Source organism: Janthinobacterium sp. GW460-12-1-14-LB5, assembly GCF_059423585.1.
In genome coordinates, this window is sequence record NZ_JBWKYD010000014.1 from 22,424 (window position 1) to 48,322 (window position 25,899).

At 63.8% G+C, this 25,899-nt stretch carries 16 protein-coding genes; 4 read left to right on the plus strand and 12 right to left on the minus strand.

Going from position 1 to position 25,899, the window contains the following annotated elements:
• Positions 1–64 precede the first annotated feature (64 nt).
• Positions 65–610, plus strand: a complete 546-nt coding sequence (locus tag AC07X6_RS15735) for an FKBP-type peptidyl-prolyl cis-trans isomerase (RefSeq protein WP_092606541.1) — start codon at positions 65–67, stop codon at positions 608–610.
• Positions 611–664: 54 nt separating this feature from the next.
• Here the strand turns inward: AC07X6_RS15735 and AC07X6_RS15740 are convergent, their stop codons facing one another.
• The 4 genes from AC07X6_RS15740 to AC07X6_RS15755 form a co-directional block, all read right to left on the minus strand.
• Positions 665–1,702: a hypothetical protein gene (locus tag AC07X6_RS15740; RefSeq protein WP_494791571.1), complete on the minus strand. Its 1,038-nt coding sequence runs from the start codon at positions 1,700–1,702 to the stop codon at positions 665–667.
• The gene (gene mutS, locus AC07X6_RS15745) at positions 1,699–4,401 is read right to left on the minus strand and encodes a DNA mismatch repair protein MutS (RefSeq protein WP_494791572.1); all 2,703 of its coding nucleotides are present in this window, start codon (positions 4,399–4,401) and stop codon (positions 1,699–1,701) included. The genes AC07X6_RS15740 and mutS overlap by 4 nt, the downstream gene beginning before the upstream one ends.
• A gap of 390 nt (positions 4,402–4,791) precedes the next feature.
• Positions 4,792–5,349, minus strand: coding sequence for a hypothetical protein (locus AC07X6_RS15750; protein ID WP_230541155.1), 558 nt, complete (start codon positions 5,347–5,349; stop codon positions 4,792–4,794).
• On the minus strand, positions 5,346–7,586 hold the full coding sequence (locus tag AC07X6_RS15755; RefSeq protein WP_494791573.1) for a protein kinase domain-containing protein: 2,241 nt from the start codon (positions 7,584–7,586) through the stop codon (positions 5,346–5,348). Before AC07X6_RS15755 ends, AC07X6_RS15750 begins: the two co-directional genes overlap by 4 nt.
• 310 nt (positions 7,587–7,896) lie before the next feature.
• On the opposite strand from AC07X6_RS15755, the gene AC07X6_RS15760 reads away from it, so the two are divergent.
• The gene (locus tag AC07X6_RS15760) at positions 7,897–8,160 is read left to right on the plus strand and encodes a PAAR domain-containing protein (protein WP_494791574.1); all 264 of its coding nucleotides are present in this window, start codon (positions 7,897–7,899) and stop codon (positions 8,158–8,160) included.
• Here the strand turns inward: AC07X6_RS15760 and AC07X6_RS15765 are convergent.
• The 7 genes from AC07X6_RS15765 to AC07X6_RS15795 form a co-directional block, all read right to left on the minus strand.
• Positions 8,157–9,479 carry an aspartate aminotransferase family protein gene (locus tag AC07X6_RS15765; RefSeq protein ID WP_494791575.1) on the minus strand — a complete coding sequence of 441 codons (1,323 nt, stop codon included), beginning with the start codon at positions 9,477–9,479 and terminating at the stop codon, positions 8,157–8,159. The two genes, AC07X6_RS15760 and AC07X6_RS15765, sit on opposite strands and share 4 nt — an antisense overlap.
• An 83-nt stretch (positions 9,480–9,562) precedes the next feature.
• Positions 9,563–10,459: a MurR/RpiR family transcriptional regulator gene (locus AC07X6_RS15770; protein WP_494791576.1), complete on the minus strand. Its 897-nt coding sequence runs from the start codon at positions 10,457–10,459 to the stop codon at positions 9,563–9,565.
• A gap of 44 nt (positions 10,460–10,503) precedes the next feature.
• Positions 10,504–10,788: a hypothetical protein gene (locus tag AC07X6_RS15775; RefSeq protein ID WP_494791577.1), complete on the minus strand. Its 285-nt coding sequence runs from the start codon at positions 10,786–10,788 to the stop codon at positions 10,504–10,506.
• Positions 10,789–10,959: 171 nt separating this feature from the next.
• Complete coding sequence (locus AC07X6_RS15780) at positions 10,960–13,620, minus strand: TonB-dependent receptor (protein WP_494791578.1); 2,661 nt, start codon at positions 13,618–13,620, stop codon at positions 10,960–10,962.
• A 227-nt stretch (positions 13,621–13,847) separates the two neighbouring features.
• Positions 13,848–17,015 carry an EAL domain-containing protein gene (locus tag AC07X6_RS15785; protein ID WP_494791579.1) on the minus strand — a complete coding sequence of 1,056 codons (3,168 nt, stop codon included), beginning with the start codon at positions 17,013–17,015 and terminating at the stop codon, positions 13,848–13,850.
• A gap of 171 nt (positions 17,016–17,186) precedes the next feature.
• Positions 17,187–19,757: a cyanophycin synthetase gene (gene cphA / locus AC07X6_RS15790; protein ID WP_230541147.1), complete on the minus strand. Its 2,571-nt coding sequence runs from the start codon at positions 19,755–19,757 to the stop codon at positions 17,187–17,189.
• A 62-nt stretch (positions 19,758–19,819) separates the two neighbouring features.
• A complete protein-coding gene (locus tag AC07X6_RS15795) occupies positions 19,820–21,997 on the minus strand; it encodes a cyanophycin synthetase (RefSeq protein WP_474292297.1) in 2,178 nt (725 codons plus the stop codon).
• A 467-nt stretch (positions 21,998–22,464) separates the two neighbouring features.
• Here AC07X6_RS15795 and AC07X6_RS15800 point away from each other — a divergent pair, with 467 nt between their 5' ends.
• Both AC07X6_RS15800 and AC07X6_RS15805 read left to right on the plus strand, forming a co-directional pair.
• Complete coding sequence (locus AC07X6_RS15800; protein ID WP_494791580.1) at positions 22,465–24,735, plus strand: cyanophycin metabolism-associated ABC transporter; 2,271 nt, start codon at positions 22,465–22,467, stop codon at positions 24,733–24,735.
• A 2-nt stretch (positions 24,736–24,737) separates the two neighbouring features.
• A complete protein-coding gene (locus AC07X6_RS15805) occupies positions 24,738–25,208 on the plus strand; it encodes a cyanophycin metabolism-associated DUF1854 family protein (protein ID WP_494791581.1) in 471 nt (156 codons plus the stop codon).
• 43 nt (positions 25,209–25,251) lie between these two features.
• Here the strand turns inward: AC07X6_RS15805 and AC07X6_RS15810 are convergent, their stop codons facing one another.
• The gene (locus tag AC07X6_RS15810; RefSeq protein WP_494791582.1) at positions 25,252–25,857 is read right to left on the minus strand and encodes a hypothetical protein; all 606 of its coding nucleotides are present in this window, start codon (positions 25,855–25,857) and stop codon (positions 25,252–25,254) included.
• Positions 25,858–25,899 lie beyond the last annotated feature (42 nt).

Genomic DNA, 25,899 nt, shown 5'->3' on the forward strand with positions numbered 1-25,899 from the left:
AATGCGCCTGCCGTTGGCGGCGTGAAGGTATAATTTGCCAGCTTATACAATGAAAGGAAGCATAATGAAGATTGCCAAAAATACGGTCGTGACTGTCAACTACAAACTGTCAGACGCGCAAGACAATCTGATCGAAGACGGCCGTCAGCCGATGGTCTACCTGCACGGTGATTATGAAAACACCCTGCCGAAGATCGAAGAAGAGCTCGACGGCAAGGAAGTTGGCTATTCCAACACGATCCAGATCGAACCGGATGATGCTTTCGGTGAATACGACCCAGCCCTGGTCAAGGTCGAGCCGCGCAATCGCCTGCCTGAGCCGCTGGAAGTGGGCATGCAGTTCGAAGGCATGCCGGAAAGCGATTCGCCGGACGAAGAAGCGATGATCTTCACGGTCACCGATATCGCCGACGACAAGGTCGTGCTGGACGGCAACCATCCACTGGCCGGCATCGCGCTGCGCTTCTCGCTGACCGTCGCTGACGTGCGCGCAGCCACCGACGAAGAAATCGCCCATGGCCACGTGCATGGCGCACACGGCCATGACCATGGCGATGATGAAGATGAAGGTGACGAAGGCGATCACTTCCGCACGCATCCGATTCATTAATACCGCTTGTTCCAGGCCGGCTATATGCCGGCCTGTTCATTTGTGCCGCTGTTATTAACGGCGCACAGTCGACGCCTTGGCCCGCGCTTGCGCCGATGGCCGCGTAGCACGTTGACGTACCTCAAAGAATGGCGTCTTGCCGGGCCGTACGGCGATGGCGGACCAGTCGTTGTCGATGCTGACGTGGCCCAGGTTGCCTTTCCAGCGGATTGTCGGCCCGCCAGCCTTGGCTACGGCCTTTTTGTTCTTGCCTTCCTTGCCGTCCGCGTCGCCATTGCGCTGCGTATCGACCAACAAGACCTTGCCGCTGAATTTCTTTGCCAGCGTGCGGATCTGCTTGCGCGGGCCCGCAAAGCCATCCTGCTTCGAGCTGAAGCTGGGCAGCAGCGAATTGTCGTCTTCGTCCAGCGCACCCACGTCGCCGTCGGAAAACAGCACGATACCGTCGAGTTTCTTGCGCTGCGCCATGGCGAACAATCGCTGCAGCCAGGAACGGTTGGCCACCAGGCGGTCTTCGAACTCGCTGTTGCGTCCCGCTTCTGGCAGGAAATGGTTGTTATTTGCGGGCAGGTTGACGGTGGCAAACAGCACGCCGCCGTATTCCCAGTGGGCATTTTCCGCATAGCTGCGGAACTTCGCCGTCGATGACAGCCGCGACAGGGTCAGCTTGCGCTGGCCCAGGCTCTGGTCGTCGGCGAAATACACGTCGCGCAGGCGGTTCAGGCGTTCGATGGCATTGATGCGGCCGCGCGAATTGCGGCAGTTGGCCCAGTCGCTGGCCGACAGCGAGACGATCAGCGGCGGCCCGCTGGCGTCGAGCAAGTCCTTGCGCTGGCTGTACAGCTTGTCGCTGCACGATTCGCTGGCCGCCTTGATGCCCGTGGCCACCACGAAAGAGGCATTGAAGGCGCTCGTTTCCGCGATGGCTTTTTTCAGGGGGCCATCGTCGGGCCCCGCGTTGAAGGAATGGCCCAGCACGGCAAACTCGAAGCCGGCCTGGTCGCCCGGGGCGGCCAGCGCCGCTTGCCATGGCAGGCTGGCAGCCAGCAAGCCGGCGGCCAGCAGGCGTATCGTGCCGCGCCGGAGCGTCATGCGGCGGCCAGCCGTTTCAACTGATACAGCTGCTCCAGCGCATCGCGCGGCGTGAGCGCATCGGGATCGAGGTCGGCGATGGCGTCGAGCAAGGCTTGCTGCGCTTCATTGAGCGCGGCCAGCGGCGCCGCCGCTGCCTCTTCTTCCTCTTGCGCATATGGATCGGCTGCCGGGGCGGCGAACAGGTCGCGCTGCGGCGTGGCGTCGAGCGCCTGCGCTTCCAGGCGCGCCAGGTGCTTGCGCGCGGCCTTGATCACCGGTTGCGGCACGCCGGCCAGCTGCGCCACCTGCAAGCCGTAGCTTTGCGAGGCGGGACCGGCTTGCACGGCGTGCAGGAAGACGATGCTGTCCTTGTGTTCGACGGCGGACAAATGCACGTTGGCGGCGCTCGGATGACTGTCCGGCAATTGCGTCAGCTCAAAGTAGTGCGTGGCAAACAGGGTGAAACTACGGCTGGTGTCGATCAGATGGCGCGCGATGGCCCACGCCAGGGCCAGGCCGTCGAAGGTCGAGGTGCCGCGGCCCACTTCATCCATGAGCACCAGCGAATGTTCGGTGGCGCCGTTCAAAATCGCTGCCGATTCCGTCATTTCGACCATGAAGGTCGAGCGTCCGCCCGCCAGGTCGTCGGTGGCGCCGATGCGCGTGAAGATGCGGTCGATGGGACCGATGGTGGCGGACGCGGCCGGCACGTAGCTGCCCACGTAGGCCAGCAGGGTGATCAATGCCACCTGGCGCATGAAGGTCGATTTACCGCCCATGTTCGGGCCGGTAATCAAGAGCAGTCGGCGCTCGTTGACGAGGCGGCAATCGTTGGAGATGAAGCGCTCGATCTGCTTTTCCACCACGGGGTGGCGGCCTTCGACGATGTTGATGCACGGCTCGTCGACCAGTTGCGGCGCGGCCCAGTTGTGCTGCTGCGCATGTTCCGTCAGCGCATTCAGGGTGTCGAGCTGGGCCAGGCCTTGCGAGATCGTCTGCAAGGTACCGATGTGCGGCGCCAGCTCGGCCAGCAGCAGGTCGTACAGCATCTTTTCGCGCACGAGGGCCTTGTCTTGCGCCGACAGGGCCTTGTCTTCGAACACCTTGAGTTCCGGCGTGATGTAGCGTTCGGCGTTTTTCAGGGTCTGGCGGCGGCGGTAGTCGTCCGGCACCTTGTCCGTCTGGCCGTGCGTGACTTCGATATAGAAGCCGTGCACCTTGTTGTATTCGACGCGCAGGTTGGCGATGCCCGTGCGCGCGCGTTCGCGCGTTTCCAGGTCGAGCAGGAACTGGCCCGCGTTTTCCGACAGGGCGCGCAGTTCGTCCAGTTCCGCGTCGAAGCCGGTGGCAAACACGCCGCCGTCGCGCACCATGGCGGCCGGTTCCTGCGCCACGGCGCGCACCAGCAAGTCCAGGCAGGCCGTCGGCGTCGCCAGGGCCGCGTGGATGGCGGCCAGCAAGCCGGATTCTCCGCCTTGGCCGCATTGGTCACCCCTATAACAACGGACCACGTCGCCGCGCAGGGCCGGCAGTTGTAATAAACCGTCGCGCAGGGCGGCCAGGTCGCGCGGACGCGCCGACAGCAGGGCGATGCGCGTGGTGATGCGTTCGATGTCGGGCACTTGCGCCAGGGTGGCGGCGAGCGGACCGGCCGCTTCGCTTTGCGCCAGCGCGGCGATGGCTTCATGGCGCGCGCGCGCCACGTTCTGGTCGCGCCGCGCATGGTGCAGCCAGTGGCGCAGCATGCGCGAGCCCATGGCCGTGCGGCAATGATCCAGCAGGGAAAATAATGTCGGCGATTCCTGGCCGCGGATGGTTTCCGTCAATTCCAGGTTGCGGCGCGTGGCCGCATCCAGGCCGATGAATTCGCTTTCCGTTTCCGTCGTCAAGGAGCGCACGTGCTGCAAGCCCCGTCCCTGCGTCGATTGTGCATAGCGCAGCAGGGCGCCGGCCGCGCCGAACGCGGCACCGAGGCCATCGGCGCCAAAGCCCGTCAGGGTCGCCACGCCCAATTGATCCAGCAGGGCCTTGTGGCCACCCACCACGTCGAAATGCCAGTCCGGCACGCGGTTGATGTGCGTGCCCGCGTAGTCGTCGAACAGGTTGCCGTTGTCGCCGCTGAGAATTTCCGCCGGCACGATGCGTTCCAGTTCCTGCTGCAGGCGCGCCGCCACGGTGCTGCTGTCGCCGGAAAACTCCATCAGTTTCAAGGCGCCGCTGGCCAGCGACAGCCAGGCCAGGCCCGTCGTGACCGTCTTGCGTTGCGTGATGCTGCACATGGCCAGCAGCGGGCGCTCGGCCTTTTCCGGCAGCAAGTCCGCATCCGTCAGGGTGCCCGGCGTGACCACGCGCATGACCTTGCGCTCGACCGGCCCCTTGCTGGTGGCAGGGTCGCCGATCTGCTCGCAGATGGCCACCGACTCGCCCAGCTTGACCAGCTTGGCCAGGTAGCCATCGAGCGAATGAAACGGCACGCCGCACATTTTAATCGGGTTGCCACTGGCCACGCCGCGCGCCGTCAGGGTAATGCCCAGCAGGCGCGAGGCTTTTTCCGCATCCTCGAAAAACAGCTCGTAGAAATCGCCCATGCGGTAAAACACCAACATCGTGGGATGGTTTTCCTTAATGCCAAGATATTGTTGCATCATTGGCGTAAGCTTTTCAGCGGAATTCTTCTTTGCCGCGGCGGCGTTGATTTCTTTTGGGACGGTGGTCATGTGTTCTTTGTCGTTGGTCCGGCGGCAGGAAAAGGCATGCCTGCCGGGCTGTGGGTGGTGCTGTGTGCGTGCCAGGCCGCGCCAGGGGGCGGAGCTTGGGTTCAAGGCCGTCATTTTACCGCTTTCGGCGGACGGGGCGGCGTATTGCGTGCGGATGTGAAAAAGCCGCGCGGATGGAGGTCGGCACGGCTTGGATATATTGTTGATCATTGCGCCGGTAGCCTGCTTCTTGGCCTCGGTTATACCTGTTTTATAGGTTTGAAGGAAAGGCCTAATGTACTGGCTATTAGGTGCCGCAGTTGTCTGCCTCAGGCTTCCTAAGCAAGATATCCAGTTGTTCAACCTAGATTAATAGAGGAATGCATCGGCCTTAGTCGGCGACTGTGCCGGTTAGGTATCAACCTTCCCACCCACGGATGCTTCAGGGTCAAAACTGAAGACGCGCAATTCCGGCAGGTCTTGTTCGCCGCGAATGATGCGCACGGTCAATACAAACGAGAGTTCCCAACGGCCCTTGCTCTGGCCGACATCAAGATTGTGCTTCCATTCCTGGCGGATGCGGCGCAGATCGGGCAGGGCTGGATCAGGCGGTAATACATGGGATTCAAAATCCAGAGGCACCTGATACGTGGCGCCGGCGGCTTGCAGGAAAGGCGACGGCAGCGAATAGCGAGTGGGTACATCGGGGCCGATCTGGGTCAGCTGAGGTACGCTGATGAGGCAGCAATCGACGATCTGGAAGGATGTGAAACCACTGTCTTTGCTGCCACAGCAATTGACTTCCAGATAGACGTGTTGGCCTTGCTGGAAGTGCACGCCACCCATGTAAGGGCCGTGGCGCGGGTCGGCGCTGCCGTCGCAGGAAGTAAATGCATAGTCGAGCTGGTTGGTGATTTGGTCTGCATCAAAATGCACGGATAACTTCATCCAGGGGCTTACAGGCGTCATTTTTTATTGTCTCTTTCCAGGTTGATGATAAATTGTTGGTAGCGAGCATCTCGCCGTAGTGTCAACAGGTCGGGTGCCGATTCGATCAGATTGAGAGGGTAGCCGTGCTCCATCGCTTGTTTTAAAGCCGCCAGCGCTTCGTTGCGCCGGCCTATCAGCTCATAGGTCAGCGCTGCCCTGAAATGGATGTCTGGCAAAGTGGGCGCAAGTACAACCGCTCGCGCTACATGCTTCAGCGCATCGTCTTGCGAGCCCGCGTAGGCTGAATACAATGCCAGCCGTGAGTTGACCTTGGGGTCGTCCGGAGAGTGTTGCAGCATGACTTTAATCAGCTTGATGGCACGATGGTAGGAATCGTGTGACAAATCAATTTGGCCGGGAACCCAGCGTTGGGCATCTCCTAGGTTCGCCCATAGCAGGTAGTTACCCGGATTACCCTTGTTTTCCGAGACGGCATTCTTAAACGCCTGGACTGCCCCCAGATAGTCGCCCCTGTTAAATAGGGCGTTGCCCAGGTTGGTATACAGTTCCCAGTCGGGATGCACCTGCAATCCTTGTTGCAGAACTTGCAGGGCTTCATCACTGCGATTCAAACGGTCTAGTGTAGCGCTGAGCTGGGCATAGGCATCGGCCAGGTGCGGAGCCATCTGTATGTATTGACGGAAGAATTTTTCAGCGTCATGGTAATCGCCCTGGTTGTAGTGCATTTTTCCCAGCAACGAAATGAAAGGGAGATCGCGGGGATATAGGGTGACGGCCTTGTCAAGCACTTCCCGGGCTTGGTCAAATTTCTGTGCTTGGATGAGCAGACGTGCCTTGCCGTACATGCCCAGTGGGTTGTTCGGCTCAAGGTTCAGTGCCGCGGTGATTTCCTGCATCGCTTGCTGACGTTTACCATGGTATTCAAGAGCCCAGGCTTGCGCCACATGGGCAAGCGCCAGTTGATCGTCGGTTGCCAGTGCTTGTTTCGCTGCAATATCCGCGCGTTGCAACCATGTTTCATCACGGTTGGTACCCAGATAGCGCAATGTGAAAACCAGTGACAGGCCGGCATTTGCCGCCGCATGCTCTGGATTGTGTTTGAGTATGGTGCTGAAATGTTCAATAGCCTGTTTCTGGTTGTTATCTTGATCGAACGCACGTAATGCCGCCATCCCCGCCGCCATGCTGGCCATTTCCGAATACGGCGCGGGCACCTTTTCGCCCGTGACGAACGATTTGACGGCAGGAATGATATTGGGCAGCTGCCATCCCGCCAGCACGGCCAGCAGGGCCACGCCCGCGCCCCATTTCAGCGTGCGCTTGCGGGGCAGGGGCAGGCGGATGGAGACGCTGGCGGGCGGTTCTTCCTTCGCCGGCGTCTCGTCGGCAAGGGGCGTGGCCAAGGTGAGCGGCTCCCCGCGCTGCGCGCCTATCGCCTCGCGCACATCGCGCATGGTGCGTGGCCGTTCGGCCGGGTCGTGCGCCGTCATCGCGCGCACCAGGGCGTTGATGGCGGGCGGCACGGAGTCGGGCAGGTCGGGCCACGGGTCTGTCGCCTGCATGTGGGCGGCGGCCAGGGCCAGGCCGTTCAGGTGGGCGAAGTGGCGCTGGCCGGCCAGCATTTCGTACAGCATGGCGCCCAAGGCATACACGTCGCCGCGCGTGTCGGGCAGGCGGCCCATCAGGCGCTCGGGCGCCATGTAGGCGATGGTGCCCTGCAAGTCGCACAGGGTGGTCGTTTGCGTCGCTTGCGGGTCGATGTGGCGCGCCAGGCCGAAGTCGAGGATGCGCACCTTGCCATCCGCCTCCAGCATCAGGTTCGACGGTTTCAGGTCGCCGTGCACGAGGTCCATCGCGTGCGCCTCGTCCATGGCGTCGGCGATCTGGTAGGCGATGTCGAGCGCGGCCTGCAAGTCAGCCTTGCCGCTGTGCATGAATTGCCCCAGGGTCTGGCCTTCGACCAGTTCCATGACGATGGACTGGCTCGTGCCCTGGCCCTCGATGGCAAAGATGCGCACGAAGGCCGCATGCTTGAGCGAGGCGGCCAGGCGCGCTTCATTGATGAGTTTTTCCGGATGCAGCACGTCGGCTTGCGGCTTCAGGCGCTTGAGCGCCACGCTACGACACAGCTTGGCATCCCACGCTTCGAATACATGGCCGAAACCGCCTTCGCCCAGCAAGCGGCGCACTTCGTAGTGCCCGCTGATCGTGTCGTCTTGCGGCGGGGTCTGACGCAGGGAGTCGAGCAGTTCCATATACCTTGGCTTCAGAGTGCATCAGCGTGGACGTCCAGCATCGAGAGGGTCAATGCGATGTTTGAATGCCCAAGATGATTGATTTTGAGTAACATCCTGATTTAAAACGATTGTTTAGAATAAGTCAATTAATATTGGCAAGGAGTGAACAAAAGTTGCTGCCGGATGGCGATTGCTATTTTTGCGCCCGGCATGCCGGCCATGTGCGCGAACGCAATGACGAATGTTTCGTAGCGCCTGATAATGTCAACGGGAGAGGCACCGCATGGACCGGTGCCGCGTTGTGTGCCGGACAAGGATAGGAGTCATTATGCGTGGCGTGATCCGCTTGAACGATCCCACCAGCCACGGCGGCAAGGTGGCGGGCGCGGCGCCGGACAGCACGGTGCTGGGCGTGGCCGTGGCGCGCAAGGGCGACCCTTGCGTGTGCCCGGTCAAGGGCCACGTGCGCTGCGTGATCGCCGAGGGCGATCCGCAGGTGCTGATCGATGGCGTGCCCGTGGCCTTCGAGGGGCACAAGACCAGCTGCGGCGCCAGTCTGATGTCTACCGTGGGCAGCAGCGGGCGGCCTTAGCCGATGCAAGCGTCGATGGACGCGCCCAGCTTGTTGACGATTTCCTCGACGTGGCTGGCGTCGATGATGTAGGGCGGCGCCAGCAGGATGTGGTCGCCGTGCAGGCCGTCGATAGTGCCGCCCATGGGGTAGCACATCAGCCCATTTTGCATGGCATGCGCCTTGATGCGCGCGTGCAGGCGGCGGGCCGGGTCGAACGGCTGCTTGCTGGCGCGATCCTGCACCAGTTCCAGGCCCAGGAACAGACCGCGGCCGCGGATGTCGCCCACGTGCGGGTGCTCGCCGAAGCGCTGGCGCAGCCGCTCCTGCAGCAAGCGGCCCATGGCGCGCACGTTGGCCAGCAGATCGCGTTTCTCGATCTGCCGCTGCACGGCCAGGGCGGCGGCGCAGGCGGTGGCGTGGCCGATATACGTGTGGCCGTGCTGGAAGAAGCCCGTGCCGGCGCGGATGGTTTCGCGGATATCCTTCGACACCATCACGGCGCCGATGGGCTGGTAGCCGGCGCCCAGGCCCTTGGCGATGCAGATCAGGTCGGCCGTGATGGCTTCCTGCTCGCAGGCGAACAGGCTGCCCGTGCGCCCCATGCCGCACATGACTTCGTCGAGGATCAGCAGGATGCCGTGGCGCTGGCAGATGGCGCGCATGCGCGCAAAATAGCCGGCGACGGCGGGCAGGGCGCCGGCCGTGGCGCCGACGACGGGTTCGGCGATGAAGGCCATGACGTTCTCCGCGCCCAGCTCGGCGATATGGTCTTCCAGTTCCTGTCCCAGGCGCGCCACGTAGTCGGCATCCGTTTCATGCGCCTGCTGCTCGCGCCAGGCATAGCAGGGCGACACGTGCGTCACGCCAATGAGCAACGGCTCGAACTGCTGGCGGCGCCAGGCGTTGCCGCCCGTGGCCAGCGCGCCCAGGGTGTTGCCGTGATAGCTCTGGCGGCGCGCGATGACGTGGCGGCGCTGCGGCTGGCCACGCTCGACGAAATACTGGCGCGCCAGCTTGAGCGCGCTTTCCACCGCTTCCGAGCCGCCCGAGACGAAATACACGCTGTCGATGCCGGCTGGCGCGCGGGCGACGAGGAAATCGGCCAGCTGCTCCATCGGCTCGCTGGTGAAAAACGAGCTGTGCGCGTATGCCATCGTGGCAATCTGCCGCTGCACGGCGGAAATCACGGCCGCATCCGAATGGCCGAGGCAAGAGACGGCGGCGCCGCCGCAGGCATCCAGGTAGCGCTTGCCGTCCGCATCGATCAGGTAAGGGCCGTCGCCGCCCATCGCGACAGGATAGTTGGCGGTCAGGCTGCGGTGGAAGACATGGCTCATGGCATCGCTTTCTTATCGGCAAAGGTGGAATGGCCGATTATAGGATGCGCTGCGCCGCATTGCAACGTTTGATGTATTTGTTTTTAATTTACATCATTTGATGTTTTTGCATAGGCGCCCAGCGCCCGCAGCTGGTTTTCCGCCGCGCCGATGGCGTGTACGGCATCGTGTCCCGCGCGCGCCACCAGCAGTTCCACCAGGCTTTCCGCGGCCGCGATGCCGGCCACGATGGAGGGGAAGAACGAGGGGCTGTCGACGGCGATGACGATGCTGGCGTCGGCCTGCAGGGCCAGCGGCGACATGGCGCTGTCGCTGATGGCGACCACCTGGCAGCCGGCCTGGCGCGCCGTTTGCGCCACCAGCAGCGCTTCGCTCGAATACGGCGCGAAGCTGACGACGACGACGGCCTCCCCGGCCTGCAGGGCGCGCAAGTCCATTTCCAGGGTGCCACCCTGGCCGCTCAGCAGCTGCACGCTGGGGCGCAGCAGCCGGTACAGGTAGTGCAGGGTGTAGGCGATCGGGTGGGCGGCGCGAAAGCCCGCCACGTGCACGCGGGGCGCCGCCTGCAGCAGGCTGGCGGCCGCGTCCAGGGCCGCGTGGTTGGCGCTTTCCGTGGCGGCCAGGTTGCGCTGCTGCGCCGCGAACACTTCGGTGACCAGGTCGCGCTCTTTCCCCTCCTTGCCGGCCAGAGCGCCCGCCTTTGCCGCGTAGCCGCTTGGCCCCGCGCGCAGGCGCTCGACGAAGATGGCTTTCAATTCGGGCCAGCCGGCAAAGCCCAGTTGCTGCGCCAGGCGCACCAGGGCGGCCGATTGCACTTGCGCGCGCGTGGCGATGCTGCGCATCGAGGACACGGCCACCTCATCCGGATGGTCGGCAAGGTAGCGGGCGCCGGCCTGGAATTGCGGGCTCAGTTCCGCATGGCGCGCCTTGATCAGGTCCATCAGTGCCGCATAGTTATCGGGGGGTGTCGCTGCCTGCATCGCCGTGCCTCTTTTGATAGGTTGCGGCGATGGTACAGGATTCGTCAGCGCGCCGGTAGCGGCGTGCCTTGCGCCCGGGCGGCCGTGCGCGGACGCAGGCGGGCAAACAGGTGCGGCCCGGCCGGTTTGCGGCGCGGTCCCGTCGTCAGCACGCGCAATGCGGTGGGCAGCGGCACGTCGTGGCAATGCAAAAACAGGGCGGCGGCGCCCGTGCCGGCCATCTCCTGCAAGGCCAGCGCATGTTCGACCAGCGCCGCCGTGCGCATGTCGAGCCGTACCGGGATGTCGGGTTGAAATAACTGTGTATCGATGGGCCGTGCATTGCGCATGCTGTCCGCCGCCGGGTTCGCTAGTCAAGCTATCAGAATAAAAGCGCTGCGGCGCCACCACTTTGCGCCAGATCAATTCCACTGTCGGATAGATTCCATAGAGCAAAAAAACGCCAACCGTTGCCGGCTGGCGCTGAAAACCCTCGCAAGGAAGAAAGAGGGGGATATGAGTTAGTAACTCCAGCGGACGGACAGCCCTACCACCTTGTCATAGCGCCGCACATCGCGCACATACTCCGGCGTGTCGTGGTAGTCGCGGTAGGTCGAGTCGAGCAGGTTGTTCGCGTCCAGCGTCACCGTGGTATGCGGGTTGAGCTTGTACGAGACGGACGCGTCCAGGGTTTTCGTCGGCGCCACGGTCAGGTGGATGCCCTTGCCGCGGTAGTTGTAGTCGTCGACGTACTTGTCGCGCCAGCTGTAGGCCAGGCGCGCCGACCACGGTCCCTGTTCGTACAGGCCGACGATATTGGCCGACCACTTCGACATGCCCGTGAACGGGTGTGCGCTGCCATTCAATTCTTCCAGTTCGCCCGTCATGTAGGTGGCGTTGGCCTGCAGGCCCAGGCCGCCAAGCCAGCCGGGCAGCTTGTCGTAGAACTGCTGGTAGGCCATTTCCATGCCTTGCAGATGGCCCTTCGAGGTGTTGCGCGGACGGGTGATGTCGTACTCGATGCCGTTGTACGTTTCCTTGGCCGAACCGGAGAGGATGTAATTCTTGAAGTTGTGGCGGAATACGGTGGCCGTGACGGAGCCCGTCTGCGCGAAATACCATTCCAGCGCCAGGTCGAGGTTCTTGCCTTCCACGGGTTTCAGGTCGGGATTGCCGCCGCCGCCCGTCGGGCGCACCATTTCCAGGCTCTGGCCCAGGCTTACGCCGGGATTGAAGTCGGCGAAGTTGGGGCGCTGCACGGCCTTGCCTGCGGTCATGCGGGCGATCAGGTCCTGGCGCAGCATGGCTTTCAGGGTCAGGCTGGGCAGCACGTCCGTATCCGACGTCTTCACGCGCACGGGCGTGACGATGCCGTTTTGCGAGGAATTGCCTTGCAAGTCCTGCTTGGTCTGCACCACGCGCACGCCCAGCGTGCCATCGACCGGTACTTGCGCCAGGTCAAAGCCGATGCGCGCCTTGCCGTAGACGGCATTGGTTTTTTCCACATCCTTGTAGTGGGTCATCGGATCGTCCGGACTGCGTTCGCTGCTGCCCGTAAACAGCTGGCGCAGCACGGCCGTGTTGTTAAGCATGAAGTCGCGGCAGGGCGTGAGCCAGCTTTGCAGGCCGAAGTTGCCCGTGTTTTCGTGCGAGGCGCAGGCCAGGCCGGGAATCGCGTCCGCATACATGGTCGAAGACAACCCGCCCTGGCCATTTTTTTCGCGTATCGATTCGGCCTTGCGCTTGGCCAGGCGCACGCCGCCCGAAAATTCGCGGAAGAAGCCCGTGCTGTCCATGTCGTAGGTGACGTCGCCGCGCCAATCGGTGGAGCTGCCTTCGTCGTGGCTGTGGTTATCGTAGAAGCCGAGCAGCGTGTAATTCTTCGGGTCCAGCATGTTGTAGCCGGGGTAGCTGATCTGCGCGCCGCCGTTCACGTTCGTGCTGCCGATGATGCTGGTCGGGTGGGCGAGGAAATCGAGGATGGGGAATTCGCGCTCGAAGTTGCTCACCGTGCGCGCCAGTTCCGTGGTGGCGCGCAGCTGCGGCGTGATGTCCCAGCGCGCGCCGATGGCGCCTTGCGAGCCGATCGAGCGGTCGCGCCGCGCCTGGGTCGAACCGAGGGTGAACGGCGACCATGGGCCGTCGATCTTGCCCACCGTGGCCGCCTGGCTGGTGCCGGGGATCAGCGTGATGTCGGGATTTTGCCCCCAGGGCAGGGAACCGACGAAGAACTGGCTGTCGAACGCATGCTTGATCAGGGTCGACATGCCTTCCGCATACACTTCCACCTGCGAGTTCGGACGCCACTGGAAGGCGGCATTCGCCGCGTAGCGCTTGCGGTCGCCCACGGTCGGGATCATGCCGACGGAATCGGGGCCCGTGATGTTGCCCGCTTCGGGGCGCTTGACGGGTTCGGCGTTCCAGATCGTCTCGTCATAGTATTTGCTGCGCTGGTAGGACAGGCCGAGCAGGGCGCCGAATTCGCCGTATGGGGTCTTCCAGCGGTTTGAGACCATGCCGCTGACGTTCGGATCCGTCGAGCCGGACTTGTCGCGGTGCTCCGCGCGCACATTGCCCGAGGCGGTAAAGCCCTTGAAATCGAACGGGCGGTTGGTGCGCACGTCGACCACGCCGGCCGTGCCGCCTTCGACCATGTCGGCGCCCTGCGATTTATACACGTCCACGCGCTGCAGCATGGCCGTCGGGATGTCGGCCAGGTACAGGCTGCGGCCCACGGAGGTGAACATTTCGCGGCCGTTGAGCAGGGTCACCACGCCGGGCAGGCCGCGGATGATGACGGAACCGGCTTCGCCGCCTTCGCGGCGGATCTGCACGCCCGTCACGCGGCCGAGGATTTCGGCCACGTTCTTGTCGGGGAATTTGCCGATTTCATCGGCGACGATGGAATCGACCACCTGGTCGTTGTTCTTCTTGATCGTCTGCGCGCTCTGTGCCGCCTTGCGCACGCCCGTGACGGCGACGACGGCGATGCCCGAATTGTCGGCGGGCGCTGCCGCCGGTGCCGTTTCTTCCACTGGTGCTTCCGCGGCGGGCGCCTGTTGCGCCCAGACGGAAGCTCCGCTCAGCAGCCCTGCGCCGGCCAGCGCGGCCACCGTGGCCTTCAAGGTCAGCCGTGTGTTGTGTCGGGACGTGCGGGTGCCCGTTGCCATCAATTGCTTCATCTTGTCTCCACCTGTATTTTAGTTATGTTGAGAACGCTGCGGCAGTTGCCGCCGGAGCTGAAACTTGCTCAAGAAACATGGTAGGGGGTATGACTTTGCCCCACAAATGACTTCTTTTGCGATGTCCATATCAATTCCGGTATCCCTGCTGCATTCATGCGCCCTGGCGGCGCGCCGCGCGTTGCCGAGTCCGGCGCATGCGCGTTGCGGGCGCTCCACAGGAGGCGTCAGGCGGCGCAGGGCGCGGCGCTTTGCGCCAGCCAGGCCATGAAATGCGCCTGCGGCATGGGGCGGGCAAAAAAGTAGCCCTGCAATTCATCGCAGCCGGCGTGGCGCAGCACGTCGGCATCGGCCGCGCTTTCCACACCCTCGGCGGTGACCGTCAAGCCCAGGGTATGGCCAAGGCCGATGATGGTTTTCGTCACGGCCAGGTTTTGCGGCGAACCGTGGATGTCCTGCACGAAGCTCATGTCGATTTTCAGCTTGTCGAGCGGGAAGCGGCACAGGTAGTTCAGGCTCGAATAGCCGGTGCCGAAATCGTCGATCGACAGCGCAAAACCCAGCGCCTTGATGGCGTGCAGGGTGGCGATGGTGTCGTCCACGTTGTCCATCAGGATCGATTCGGTCAGTTCGAATTCGATCTGTCCCGGCGTGACGGGAAACTCGCGCAGCACCTCGCGCAAGGTGGCCGCCAGGGTGCCGCTTTTCAGCTGGATGGCCGACAGGTTGATCGACACGGCGATGTCGCCCGCGCCCGCCTCGCGCCAGGCCACCTGCTGGCGGCACGCTTCGCGGATGACCCACGCGCCGATGGGAACGATCAGGCCCGATTCCTCGGCGGCGGGGATGAAGCTGTCGGGCGCGATCAGGCCGTGCTGCGGATGCTGCCAGCGGATCAGGCTTTCCACGCCATTCAGGCGGCTGCTTCCAGCATCGATGCGCGGCTGGTAGTGCAGCACCAGTTCCTGCCGCTCGATGGCGTGCCGCAGATCGCTCTCCAGGTGCAGCTGCTGCAACTGCTGCTCCTGCATCTGCGGCGTGAACATGCGCGCGTGATCGCGCCCGCCGCTCTTGGCCTGGTACATGGCCGCATCGGCGTGGCGCATCAGGGTATCCATGTCGTCGCCGTGGTCCGGATAGATGGCCACGCCCACGCTGCACGAGACATACAGCTCGCTGCCTGCCACCTGGTGCGGCTCGCGCATGGCCGGTATCAGCCGCGTGTCGAGCAGGGCGGCGATGGATGCGGCGTCGCCGACGCCGTTGAGGATGACGACGAATTCGTCGCCGCCCAGCCGGCTGACGGTATCGCCTTCGCGCACCAGCTGCAGCAGGCGCATTGAGACCGATTGCAGCAGGGCGTCGCCCACATGGTGGCCCAGCGCGTCGTTGACGTGCTTGAAGCGGTCCAGGTCGATGAACAGCACCCCCACCTTTTCGCCGCTGCGGCGCGCCTGCGCGATGGCCGCCGCCAGGCGCAGTTTCGACACGTGCCGGTTCGCCAGCCCCGTGAGCGCGTCGTGGTGGGCCATGTGCTCGATCTGCCGCTCGCTGGCCTTGCGTTCGCTGATGTCGAGCGAACTGGCGATGAAGTGCGTGGTGACGCCATCGAGGCCGCGCACGGCGTTCATCACCAGCCAGGCCGGATAGCTTTCCATCGACTTGCGCTGCACCGAGATTTCACCCTGCCAGTAGCCGCGCCGCGCCAGGGTCCGGCGCAGACTGTCGAGCTGCTCGGGCGGGTTGTCGGGCGCCAGCAGGAAGGCGGGGCGCTTGCCGATCAGCTCCACCATGTCGTACAGCGAATGGCGGCGGAAGGCCTGGTTGACGGTGATGATGCGCATCCCGGCGTCCATCACGATCAGGCTTTCGGCGGAGGCCTCGAATACCTTGGCCCATAGTTCCAGGCGCGACTCCATCAGCTTCATCTTGTTGATCGGCGTGAAGGTCGACAGCACGGCGCGCTGGCCCTGGTAATCGATCAGGCGCGCGGAAATCAGGGCCCAGGTGGGCGTGCCGCCGCCGCTCCAGCACACCTCGAATTCGTCGACGGCGCCCAGGTCGCTCAAGCGCTGGAAGAAGCGCGAACGGGCTTGCGGATGCATGCCGCCCACCCACGGGTCCAGTTCCAGGCCGCCCTGCCACGCGTGCGCGGCCTGGTTCGCGTGCAGCACCTGGTGGTGCGGGATCGAGGTGACCATCAGCGGGATGGGAATGGCGTCGACCAGCTGGCGCTGCGCATCGGCCGCGCTGGCGCGCGCCACCAGGTCCTGCTGCGCCATGCGCTGGAAGTCGAGCTGCTGCAGCATGGTGTTGAAGGCGCGCACCAGACGCCCCGTTTCATCCTCGCTGTCCCAGACGGCGCGCAGGCTGTGGTCGCCCGTTTCGCGCACTTCCTGCGCCACGCGCGCCAGGCGCCGGATGGGCAGGGCGATCTGGCGCGCGACGAAAAACACCAGGCCCAGTATCATCGCCAGCAGCAGCACGGCCGTGCCCAGGTGCAGCCACATGCGCGTGAAAAAGCCGTCCACGCGCAGCTGGATCAGGCGCTGCAATTCGTTGCCCGTATCGCGCCATGCCAGGCGCAGCGCGGCGAGGGCCACCGCGTCGCGGCGCAGCAGTTCCCGCGCGCCGGCGGGGTTGGCTTGCGCGCCGGCCAGCGCCTGGGTACTGGCGCGTAACTGCGCCACGGCGTGCCGCAGGGCCGCGCGCGAGCCATCCAGGTGCTGGCGCAGCAGCGGCGTGCTGGCCGCGAATGCCTCCGTGTAGTCGCTGCCGATGCCGCCCATGGTGGCATCCATGCGTCCTTCGAGGATCAGGAACTGGGTTTGCAGGCGCTGGCGCTGCGCGCCTTCGGCTGTCGCCAGCTGCAGGGCCAGGGCGCGCGAGCTGTTGATCACTTCCAGCAGCTCGGGAAAGCGCAGGATCACCAGCGACATCGTGTAATAGCTGTCCAGGTCCGGGTCGAGGATCAGGTTCGACTGGTTGCCCACCCGCGTGAGCAGTGCGCGTCCGGCCACAAAGGCGGGCGAGGGCGCGATGCCGTCGTCCGGCGTAGCGGAAGGGCGGCCGGCCTGGCGCAGCAGGGCGGCAAATTGCGCATTCAGTTCCGCGCTGTGCATGCCGGTGCCGAAGCGGCGTTCGGCCTGTTCCACGGCTGCCGCCTGCGCGCCCGCCTGTGCCGTGCTGCGCGCCTGGGGCAGCAGCGCGGCGCGGATGGCGGCGATGTAGTCATTGCCCGCCATCTCCTTGCGCGAGAAATCGATGGCGAGGTATTTTTCGTTGATGAGGATGCCGGAAATGAAGATCACGGCGGACAGGTCGAGCAAATAGATCAGCGCCAGCTTGCGCCCCACCGTCAATTTTCCGATCATGCGCGAGATTCTGCCCAGCATGCGTGCCCCACCTTCTCGTCAGCCCATGTATGTTTTCTTATGAGCAATTTTCATGCCTGAATTTACAAGCTTGCAAGGGGGCTTTTGCACCATGCGGGTGCGCGCAGGAAGGCGGCGGGGCCAATAAAAAGGGCGGCCCGCAGGCCGCCCTTGTGTGCCGTCAGGCTGCGCTTACGCTTCGGCGACGCGCTTGGCGATGTGCGCCAGCGCTTCTTCCACCTGGTCGATCAGGATCAGGCACAGGTCGCCTTCACCGAGGCGCGCCAGGGCCTTGTCGATGGCGACGAATTCGCCGTTGATTTCATCGATATGGCTGGTGCGCTTGGCGCCGTCCAGGCCCTGGCGCAGCAAGGCCACCACTTCGCCGTCGGCGCGGCCGCGCTGGCATTGATCCTGGTACAGCAGCACGTCGTCGAAGGCGGCGCCGAGGATTTCCGTCTGCTGGCGGATGTCTTCGTCGCGGCGGTCGCCGGCGCCGCTGATAACCACCGAACGGCGCTTGGCCGGCATGCTTTCCACTGCCTGCACCAGCGCCAGGATGGCGTCCGGATTGTGGCCGTAGTCGGCGATCAGCGTGGCGCCCTTGTAATCGAAGACGTTGAAGCGGCCCGGCGCATTGTCGGCTTCATTGGCAAAGGTTTTCAGGCCCAGCGCGATGGTTTTCCAGTCCAGGCCCACGGCCCAGGCGGCGGCCAGCGACGCCATGACGTTGTCGACCTGGAAGCCGATGGCGCCGTTGCGCGTGATCGGCACCTGCGACAGGGCGATTTCGTGGCGTTCCTTGCCTTGCGCCGCGACCAGCTTGCCGTCTTCCACGTACACCACGCGGTTGCCTTGCGCACGGTGCGTGGCCATCACGGGATGCGTCTTGTCGGCGGCGAAGAAGGTTACCGTGCCGCTGCAATTCTTGGCCATGCGGGCCACGGCCGGGTCGGTGGCGTTCAGCACGGCCACGCCGCTGTCAGCCACGTTCTGCACGATTACGCGTTTGAGCACCGCCAGGTCTTCCACGGTGGTGATGTAGTTCAGGCCCAGGTGGTCGCCAGCGCCGATATTCGTCACCACGGCGACCTGGCAGCGGTCGAAGGCCAGGCCTTCGCGCAGCATGCCGCCGCGCGCCGTTTCGAACACGGCCGCGTCCACGTCCGGGTGCAGCAGCACGTTGCGCGCGCTGCGCGGGCCGCTGCAGTCGCCGCTGTCGATCTGGCGCCCTTCGATGTACACGCCATCCGTGTTCGTCATGCCGGTGCGCAGGCCGGACGCCGTCAGCAGGTGGGCGATCAGGCGCACGGTGGTGGTCTTGCCGTTGGTGCCGGTGACGGCGACGACGGGAATGCGGCCATCGTCGCCCTCGGCGAACATGGCGGCGATGATGGCTTCACCCACGGGGCGAGGCTTGCCGAACGACGGCGCCAGGTGCATGCGCAGGCCCGGAGCGGCGTTCACTTCGACGATGCCGGCGTTCTGCTCTTCCAGCGGTTTCAAAATGCTTTCGGAGACGACGTCCACGCCGCAGATGTCCAGGCCCACCATGTGCGCGGCGGCGACGGCGCGCGCCGCCACTTCCGGGTGCACGTCGACGGTGACGTCGGTGGCCGAGCCGCCCGTCGACAGGTTGGCGTTATTGCGCAAGATCACGCGCTGGCCCACGGGCGGCACGGATTCGGCCACATAGCCCTGCTTGGCCAGGCTGGCCAGGGCGATGTCGTCGAAGCGGATTTTCGTCAGCGAGGTGGCGTGGCCGCTGCCGCGGCGCGGGTCCAGGTTGACCTGGTCGACCAGTTCGCGCACCGTGTGCTGGCCGTCGCCCACCACTTGCGGCGGGTCGCGGCGGGCGGCTGCCACCATCTTGTTGCCGATGACGAGCAGGCGGAAATCGTGGCCCGGCAGGTAGCGTTCGACGAGGATGTCGTCGCGGAATTCCTGCGCCGCGAGGAAGCCGGCCGTCAGCTGTTCGCGCGTGGTGACATTGACGGTGACGCCCTTGCCCTGGTTGCCATCCTTTGGTTTCACGACGACGGGCAGGCCGATCTCGCAGGCGGCGGCCCAGGCGTCGTCCGCATCGACGACGACGCGGCCTTGCGGCACGGGCACGCCGGCCGAATCCAGCAGTTTTTTCGTCAGTTCCTTGTCCTGCGCGATGGCTTCGGCGATGGCGCTGGTGCCGTCCATTTCGGCGGCCTGGATCTTGCGCTGTTTGCTGCCCCAGCCGAACGTCACGAGGCTGCCTTCGGTCAGGCGGCGGAACGGGATGTTGCGCGCCACGGCGGCGTTGACGATGGCGCCCGTCGAAGGGCCCAGGCGCACGTCTTCATCGAGTTCCTGCAGCTGGTGCAGGGCACCGGCCAGGTCGAACGGGGCATCGGCAAGCGCGGCCTGGCACAGCTGCTGCGCCAGTTCCAGGGCCAGACGGCCGACGGCTTCTTCCGAGTATTCGACGACGACCTGGAAGATGCCCGTTTCCAGGGTCGGCGTGGTGCGGCTGAAGGTGACGGGGCAGCCGGCTTGCGCCTGCAGGCCCAGCGCCGCCAGTTCCAGCACCTGCGCCATCGGCGCGGCGTTGTAGTTGCCCAGCGGTTGCAGCGGGCTCAGTTGCGGAAAGAGTGCGCGCAGGCGGGCTTCGAAGCCGGGCAGCTGCGCGATGTCGAGTTCCTGCGTGGTGCAGGAAACAATGGCTTCCACGGCGGTGTCGTGGCTCCAGAGGTTAGGGCCCCGCAAGGCCCGTACGCGAGATACTTCCATAATTAAACCGTAATCCTGTTGTGTTCTTGTGGGCCCGGCCGTAGCCGGGCTTGAGTGCTGCCTTAGTTGCCGATGCAGCCAGGGGCCGCGTCAAAGGTGCGCAGGCCGGCGCAAATCAGGTCGACGGGCAGGTTCATGGCCCAGGCGGCGGCCGCCACGGCCAGCACGCTGTCGACATTGCCGGCCGTGGCCGGTTTCAGCAGGTCCAGGCACAGCAAGACCGTTTCGATGCCGCCTTCGGCCAGCACGATGTGGTTGCCGCGCACGAACACGGCGCGCTGGCCGGCGGCCAGTTGCGCCGCGATGGCGGGCAAGCTGCCATCCTGCGCATACAAGGTCACCGTGCCGTCGCACAGTTCGGCCAGTTCCAGCACGTGCGCGTTGGCGGCGTTGAGCACGGCCACGCCCGTCGGCACGACCACGTCGACCTGGCTGCGCACGGCCTTGTACAGGCCCGCTTCGTCCAGCACGTCGAAATCCTTGACGCTATCGAGGCTGCCCATGTCCGTGACGATGCCGACCTGGCATTTGTCATAGGCGAGGCCTTCGGCCAGGATCATGCGCGGATTGCTCTCGAACAGGGCCGTCTGCACGGTGCGGTTGAGCAGCAGGCGCTGGCCCGCGTCCCAGTTCACGCAATCGCTGCTGACGACGCGGCGCTGGTCCAGATACATGCCTTCGCTGCAGACGGCGCCCGTGTGCAGGCCAGACAGGTTGAGCAGTTTGCACAGCATGCGCACGATCAGGCTGGCGCCGCGCGTGCCCGTCACGCCGATCAGCGGAATGCGGCCCGTTTCCTCGGGCGCGAACAGGTGGTCGACGATGGCCGCGCCCACAGGGCGGGGCTGGCCCACGCCAGGCTTGATGTGCGCCAGCAGGCCGGGGCTGGCATTGACTTCGATGATGGCGCCGCGCTGCTCTTCCAGCGGACGCGTGATGTCGGTGGTGACCAGGTCGATGCCGGCGATGTCCAGGCCCACCACGCGCGCGGCCAGCAGGGCCGCATGCACGACGGATGGATGCACGTCGTCCGTGACGTCGATGGCCACGTTGCCGTTCGGCTGGATCAGCACTTTCTGGCCCGCCTGCGGCACGGACAGGGCGGTCATGCCCTGGCGCTGCAGTTCCAGCACGATTTCGCCCGATTCATGCGGCTTGACGGTGCCCAGCGGGAAATCTTCGCCTTCGCCGCGGCGCGGGTCGGTATTGATCTGCGTGTTCACCAGTTCCAGCACGGACGAGACGCCGTCGCCGTCGACCCACAGCGATTCGCCCTTGGCGGCCGCGATCAGCTTGTTGCCGACCACGAGCAGACGGTGTTCGTCGCCCGTGATGAAGCTTTCCACCAGCACGGCCGAACTGTCGCCCTTGCGCGCGGCCAGTTCATAGGCCGCCTTGACGTCGGCTTCCGTCATCAGGTTCAGCGACACGCCGCGGCCATGGTTGCCGTCATACGGCTTGACGACGACGGGCACGCCGATGTCCTGCGCTTCTTCCCAGGCCGCTTCGGCGCTGCGCACCAGGCTGCCTTCGGGCACGCGCACGCCGCACGATTTGAGCAGGAATTTGGTCAGATCCTTGTCGCTGGCGATGCCTTCGGCGATCGCGCTGGTGCGGTCCGTTTCGGCTGTCCAGATGCGGCGCTGCGCGGCGCCGTGGCCCAGCTGCACCAGGTTGCCGTCGTTCAGGCGCAGGGAAGGGATGCGGCGCTCGGTGGCGGCATCGACGATGCTGGCCGTGCTTGGGCCCAGGCAGCGCGAGTCGACCATGTCGCGCAGGGGCGCCAGGGCCGCTTCCAGGTCGTAGGCTTCATCGTTGATGGCGGCCATCAGCAATTCGCGCGCGGCGGCCAGGGCCGCGCGGCCCACGTGCTCTTCGCGCGTGCGGAAGGCCATCTTGTAGACGCCGCGCTGGCTGGTCGAGCGCGTCTGGCCGAAGCCCGTGCGCATGCCTGCCAGGTTTTGCAGCTCCAGCACCACGTGTTCGAGGATGTGGGCCGACCACGTGCCTTCGCGCAGGCGCTCGAAAAAGCCGCCCCGTTCGCCCACGCCGCAGCGGTGCTCGATCATGCCGGGCAGCCACGCCACCAGGCGCTCGTACAGGCCGGGCAGGGTATTGGATGGATAGTCTTCCAGTTCGCCGATGTCGACCCAGGCTTCAATCACCGGGCGGTAAGTCCAGATGTTGGGGCCGCGCAAGTGGGTGACGCGGGCAAATTCGATGTTCTTCTTCTTGATCATGTAAGTGGTTTCTTGATAACAAGCCAGGCGTCTGGGCGCCAGATACTTTATGTTGGCTCTACAGAGTCTTTTCAGGCTCGTGCTTGGTTCTTTATCCCGGGTATGCGCAGTGTGCCACTTTTAGCGGCCTCTTGTCGCGTTTGCTTCTCGTATTCTGCTGGTGTTGTCATTCTAATTGTTACTAATTGTTGCCATACTTGTTATAAAGATACCGACTCCGGGCTAAGCTGGAGCATTTGCGCAACAGCGGGCTGTTGTATACTTGCCTGCGTACGATGAGCGCGCATTTTTTTGCGCCGTTTTGCCATCATTCATTACCGGCAGGCATCCATTCGATACAATACAGGAAATTGCCACTGGTGCATCCACCTCGCCACCGCGCAATACACAAACATTGATCGGGCGTCTGCCCCATCCCCCAAATCCCGCCCTGAAGGGCTTGGCCTCGAGCCGGAGTATGCTTTACGATGACAACTGAACTGAGTGTTCCTGCAACAACTATTCCCCTCACTTCGCTGCCGGAACACTGGCTGGCGGAAGTGGAGAGCAACCTTTCTCCAGGGGAGAACGTTTTAAGTAGCGTTGAGGTTGACCTCGATGCGCGATTACGTTTCACAAAAGGCATAATTGTTGTCACCGAGAAGCGTTTACTGGCCCGTTCCCCGGGCGATACCGCCTGGAAAAGTTGGTCTTTCCGCCACGGACTGCGCCTGACGCACCATGACCACGCCGGTGTCGGCCACCTGGAACTGTTCGACGACCACGGCCGCCTGGCCTCGTGGCGTTTTACTTTGGGCCAGAACCTGCATGCGATCCGCGTGCTGGAACAGTTCGTCGAGCGCCTCGACAGCCACCTGACGGGCCAGCCCGTGCTGGAAGCGGAGCAGGAAGTGTGTCCAAGCTGCAAGGCGCCTCTGGAGCCGGAGCAGGAAGAATGCCCGATCTGCGCCAAGGTGCTGCACACGCCGCCATCGACCTGGACCCTGTTCCGCCTGTGGCGCTTCGCCCACCCCTACCGCGGCCAGCTGGCGCTGGGCTTCATGCTGATGCTGCTGAGCACCGCCGCGCACATGATTCCGCCCTACCTGACGGCGCCGCTGATGGACAATGTGCTGATCCCGTATCAAAACGGCAAGCATATCGACCCGTGGCTGGTGGTGTACTACATGAGCGGCTTGCTCGGCTCGGCCCTGCTGGCCTGGCTGTTGGGCTGGGGCAAGACCTATGTGCTGGCCCTGGTGTCCGAACGCATGGGTGCCGATTTGCGCTCGGCCACGTATGAACACCTGATGAAACTGTCGCTGGAATTTTTCGGCGGCAAGCGCACGGGCGACCTGATGGCGCGCATCGGCAGCGGCAGCGACCGCATCTGCGTCTTCCTGTCGCTGCATTTGCTCGATTTCGCCTCCGACGTGTTGATGATTATCATGACGGGCGTCATTTTGTGGTCGATGAACCCGTGGCTGGCCATCATGACCCTGGCGCCATTGCCCTTCATCGCCTGGATGATCCACCTGGTGCGCGACCGTCTGCGCACGGGCTTTGAAAAGATCGACCGCGTGTGGAGCGAAGTGACCAACGTGCTGGCCGATACCATCCCCGGCATTCGCGTTGTCAAGGCGTTTGCGCAGGAAAAGCGCGAAGCGGCCCGCTTCCGCGACGCTAACGCGCACAACCTGGCAGTCAACGACAAGTTGAACAAGGTCTGGTCGCTGTTCTCCCCGACCGTCTCCTTCCTGACGGAGATGGGCTTATTGGTCATCTGGTGCTTCGGCATCTGGCAACTGTCGCGCGGCGAAATCACCGTCGGCGTGCTGACCGCCTTCATCGCCTACAGCACGCGTTTCTATGGCCGTCTCGATTCCATGAGCCGCATCGTCTCCGTGACGCAGAAATCGGCGTCCGCCGCCAAGCGCATCTTCGACATCCTCGACCACGTGTCGAGCGTGCCGGAACCGGCGCAACCGGTCAAACTGGAGAAGATCGAAGGCAGGATCGATTTGCGCGAAGTCGGTTTCCGCTATGGCAACCGCGCCGTCAACCGCGGCATCACCCTGAACATCAAGGCGGGCGAGATGATCGGCCTGGTGGGCCACAGCGGTTCGGGCAAGAGCACGCTGGTCAACCTGATCTGCCGCTTCTACGACGTGTCGGAAGGCGCGATTTTGCTCGACGGCGTCGACATCCGCTCGTTCGCCGTGTCCGACTACCGCCGCAACATCGGCCTGGTGCTGCAGGAGCCGTTCCTGTTCTTCGGCACCATCGCGGAAAATATCGCCTACGGCAAGCCGCACGCGACGCGCCAGGAGATCATCGCCGCCGCGCGCGCCGCGCATGCCCACGAATTCATCCTGCGCCTGCCGCAGGGCTACGATTCGATGGTGGGCGAGCGTGGCCAGGGCTTGTCCGGCGGCGAACGCCAGCGCATCTCGATCGCCCGCGCGCTCTTGATCGACCCGCGCATCCTGATCATGGATGAAGCCACGTCGTCGGTGGACTCGGAAACGGAAAAAGAAATCCAGAAGGCGCTCGATAACCTGGTGCAGGGCCGCACGACGATCGCCATCGCGCACAGGCTGTCGACCCTGCACCGGGCCGACCGCCTGGTGGTGCTGGACCGCGGCCAGGTCGTCGAAGTGGGCAGCCACGATGAACTGATGGCGAAAGAGGGCGCCTATTTCCGCCTCTACGAAGCACAGGCGCGCAATAACGAACTCGCCCTGGATGACAAGGAATAAGCATGGCCAGCACAACTTTTACATTACACCGCGACCCTTTCGGCAAGCTGGTGATGACGGACGCGGACGGCCAGGTCTTTGAAGGCGTGGCGCCCGTGCGCGCCTTTCCCATCCAGTCGCCCGACGAAGGCATTTCGCTGGTGCTGGGCAATGGCAAGGAAGTGGCGTGGATCGATCACATCGACACCATGCCGGAGCCGGCGCGCAGCCTGCTGCAGGAAGAACTGGAAGGGCGCGAATTCATGCCGGAAATCTCGCGCGTGAAAAGCGTGAGCAGTTTCGCCACGCCGTGCACCTGGTACGTCGATACGGACCGGGGCGAGACGCAGTTCGTGCTGAAAGGCGAGGAAGACATCCGCCGCATCGGCGCCACGTCGCTCTTGATCGCCGACAACCACGGCATCCACTTTTTGATACGCGACATGTTCAATATCGACAAGACGACGCGCAAGATACTCGACCGCTTCCTGTAAGCGATGCAGCAATCAAAAACGGCGCCTTCACGGCGCCGTTTTTTTACTTCTGTTTATGCGCCTCATACTCCCGGCGTATCGAGACCATCTGGTCTTTCACGCAGGACAGCATGGCATCGTGATCTTCATCCGCGAGTTTTTGCGAGAACTCGATGATGGTCTGGCTGCGCTGGTTCGGGTATTCGATGGAAATCTGCATTTCTTCCCCTTCGATCAGATTCATCAACTGCTTGCTGGCCGGGATGAGATCGGCCGTGCCGGCCATATGCCCCGCTTTGCCCGACGCCTGGATGTCCCGCGCATGCAGTGCTTCGCCGTTGTCCTTCCTGGCGATCCAGAATCCCGTAGGACGGGGTAATGATTTTTTCTTTCCCGCCGGTTTTGGCGTGGCTGGATCACTCAGTTGCCCTGCATCGATGTGGCCGCTGAATGTAGATGCTGAAACATAGAACTGGAATTCATACGTTTCAAGTTTCTTGTCGATGACTACTGCAGCGGTGGCGTCCACCCCGCAGATGTCAACACCGTTTGCATCGTTTTGCACTAACGGCTGCAGCAACATGTAGATGGGAGTGGCGGTGGTTTGTGCCAGCGCCGGCACTGACAAGCCCAATGTCAGGGCGAAAGGGATGCTGTGGAGTAAGTTCATGTATTGTTCTTGAAATGAACGGCGGACCCGGTGGTCCGCCGG

What these genes read in the sequence shown, in the direction of transcription:
- AC07X6_RS15735 (WP_092606541.1), top strand. Translation starts at nt 65, where the DNA reads ATGAAGATTGCCAAAAATACGGTCGTGACTGTCAACTACAAACTGTCA.
- AC07X6_RS15740 (WP_494791571.1), bottom strand. Translation starts at nt 1,702, where the DNA reads ATGACGCTCCGGCGCGGCACGATACGCCTGCTGGCCGCCGGCTTGCTG.
- mutS (WP_494791572.1), bottom strand. Translation starts at nt 4,401, where the DNA reads ATGACCACCGTCCCAAAAGAAATCAACGCCGCCGCGGCAAAGAAGAAT.
- AC07X6_RS15750 (WP_230541155.1), bottom strand. Translation starts at nt 5,349, where the DNA reads ATGACGCCTGTAAGCCCCTGGATGAAGTTATCCGTGCATTTTGATGCA.
- AC07X6_RS15755 (WP_494791573.1), bottom strand. Translation starts at nt 7,586, where the DNA reads ATGGAACTGCTCGACTCCCTGCGTCAGACCCCGCCGCAAGACGACACG.
- AC07X6_RS15760 (WP_494791574.1), top strand. Translation starts at nt 7,897, where the DNA reads ATGCGTGGCGTGATCCGCTTGAACGATCCCACCAGCCACGGCGGCAAG.
- AC07X6_RS15765 (WP_494791575.1), bottom strand. Translation starts at nt 9,479, where the DNA reads ATGAGCCATGTCTTCCACCGCAGCCTGACCGCCAACTATCCTGTCGCG.
- AC07X6_RS15770 (WP_494791576.1), bottom strand. Translation starts at nt 10,459, where the DNA reads ATGCAGGCAGCGACACCCCCCGATAACTATGCGGCACTGATGGACCTG.
- AC07X6_RS15775 (WP_494791577.1), bottom strand. Translation starts at nt 10,788, where the DNA reads ATGCGCAATGCACGGCCCATCGATACACAGTTATTTCAACCCGACATC.
- AC07X6_RS15780 (WP_494791578.1), bottom strand. Translation starts at nt 13,620, where the DNA reads ATGAAGCAATTGATGGCAACGGGCACCCGCACGTCCCGACACAACACA.
- AC07X6_RS15785 (WP_494791579.1), bottom strand. Translation starts at nt 17,015, where the DNA reads ATGCTGGGCAGAATCTCGCGCATGATCGGAAAATTGACGGTGGGGCGC.
- cphA (WP_230541147.1), bottom strand. Translation starts at nt 19,757, where the DNA reads ATGGAAGTATCTCGCGTACGGGCCTTGCGGGGCCCTAACCTCTGGAGC.
- AC07X6_RS15795 (WP_474292297.1), bottom strand. Translation starts at nt 21,997, where the DNA reads ATGATCAAGAAGAAGAACATCGAATTTGCCCGCGTCACCCACTTGCGC.
- AC07X6_RS15800 (WP_494791580.1), top strand. Translation starts at nt 22,465, where the DNA reads ATGACAACTGAACTGAGTGTTCCTGCAACAACTATTCCCCTCACTTCG.
- AC07X6_RS15805 (WP_494791581.1), top strand. Translation starts at nt 24,738, where the DNA reads ATGGCCAGCACAACTTTTACATTACACCGCGACCCTTTCGGCAAGCTG.
- AC07X6_RS15810 (WP_494791582.1), bottom strand. Translation starts at nt 25,857, where the DNA reads ATGAACTTACTCCACAGCATCCCTTTCGCCCTGACATTGGGCTTGTCA.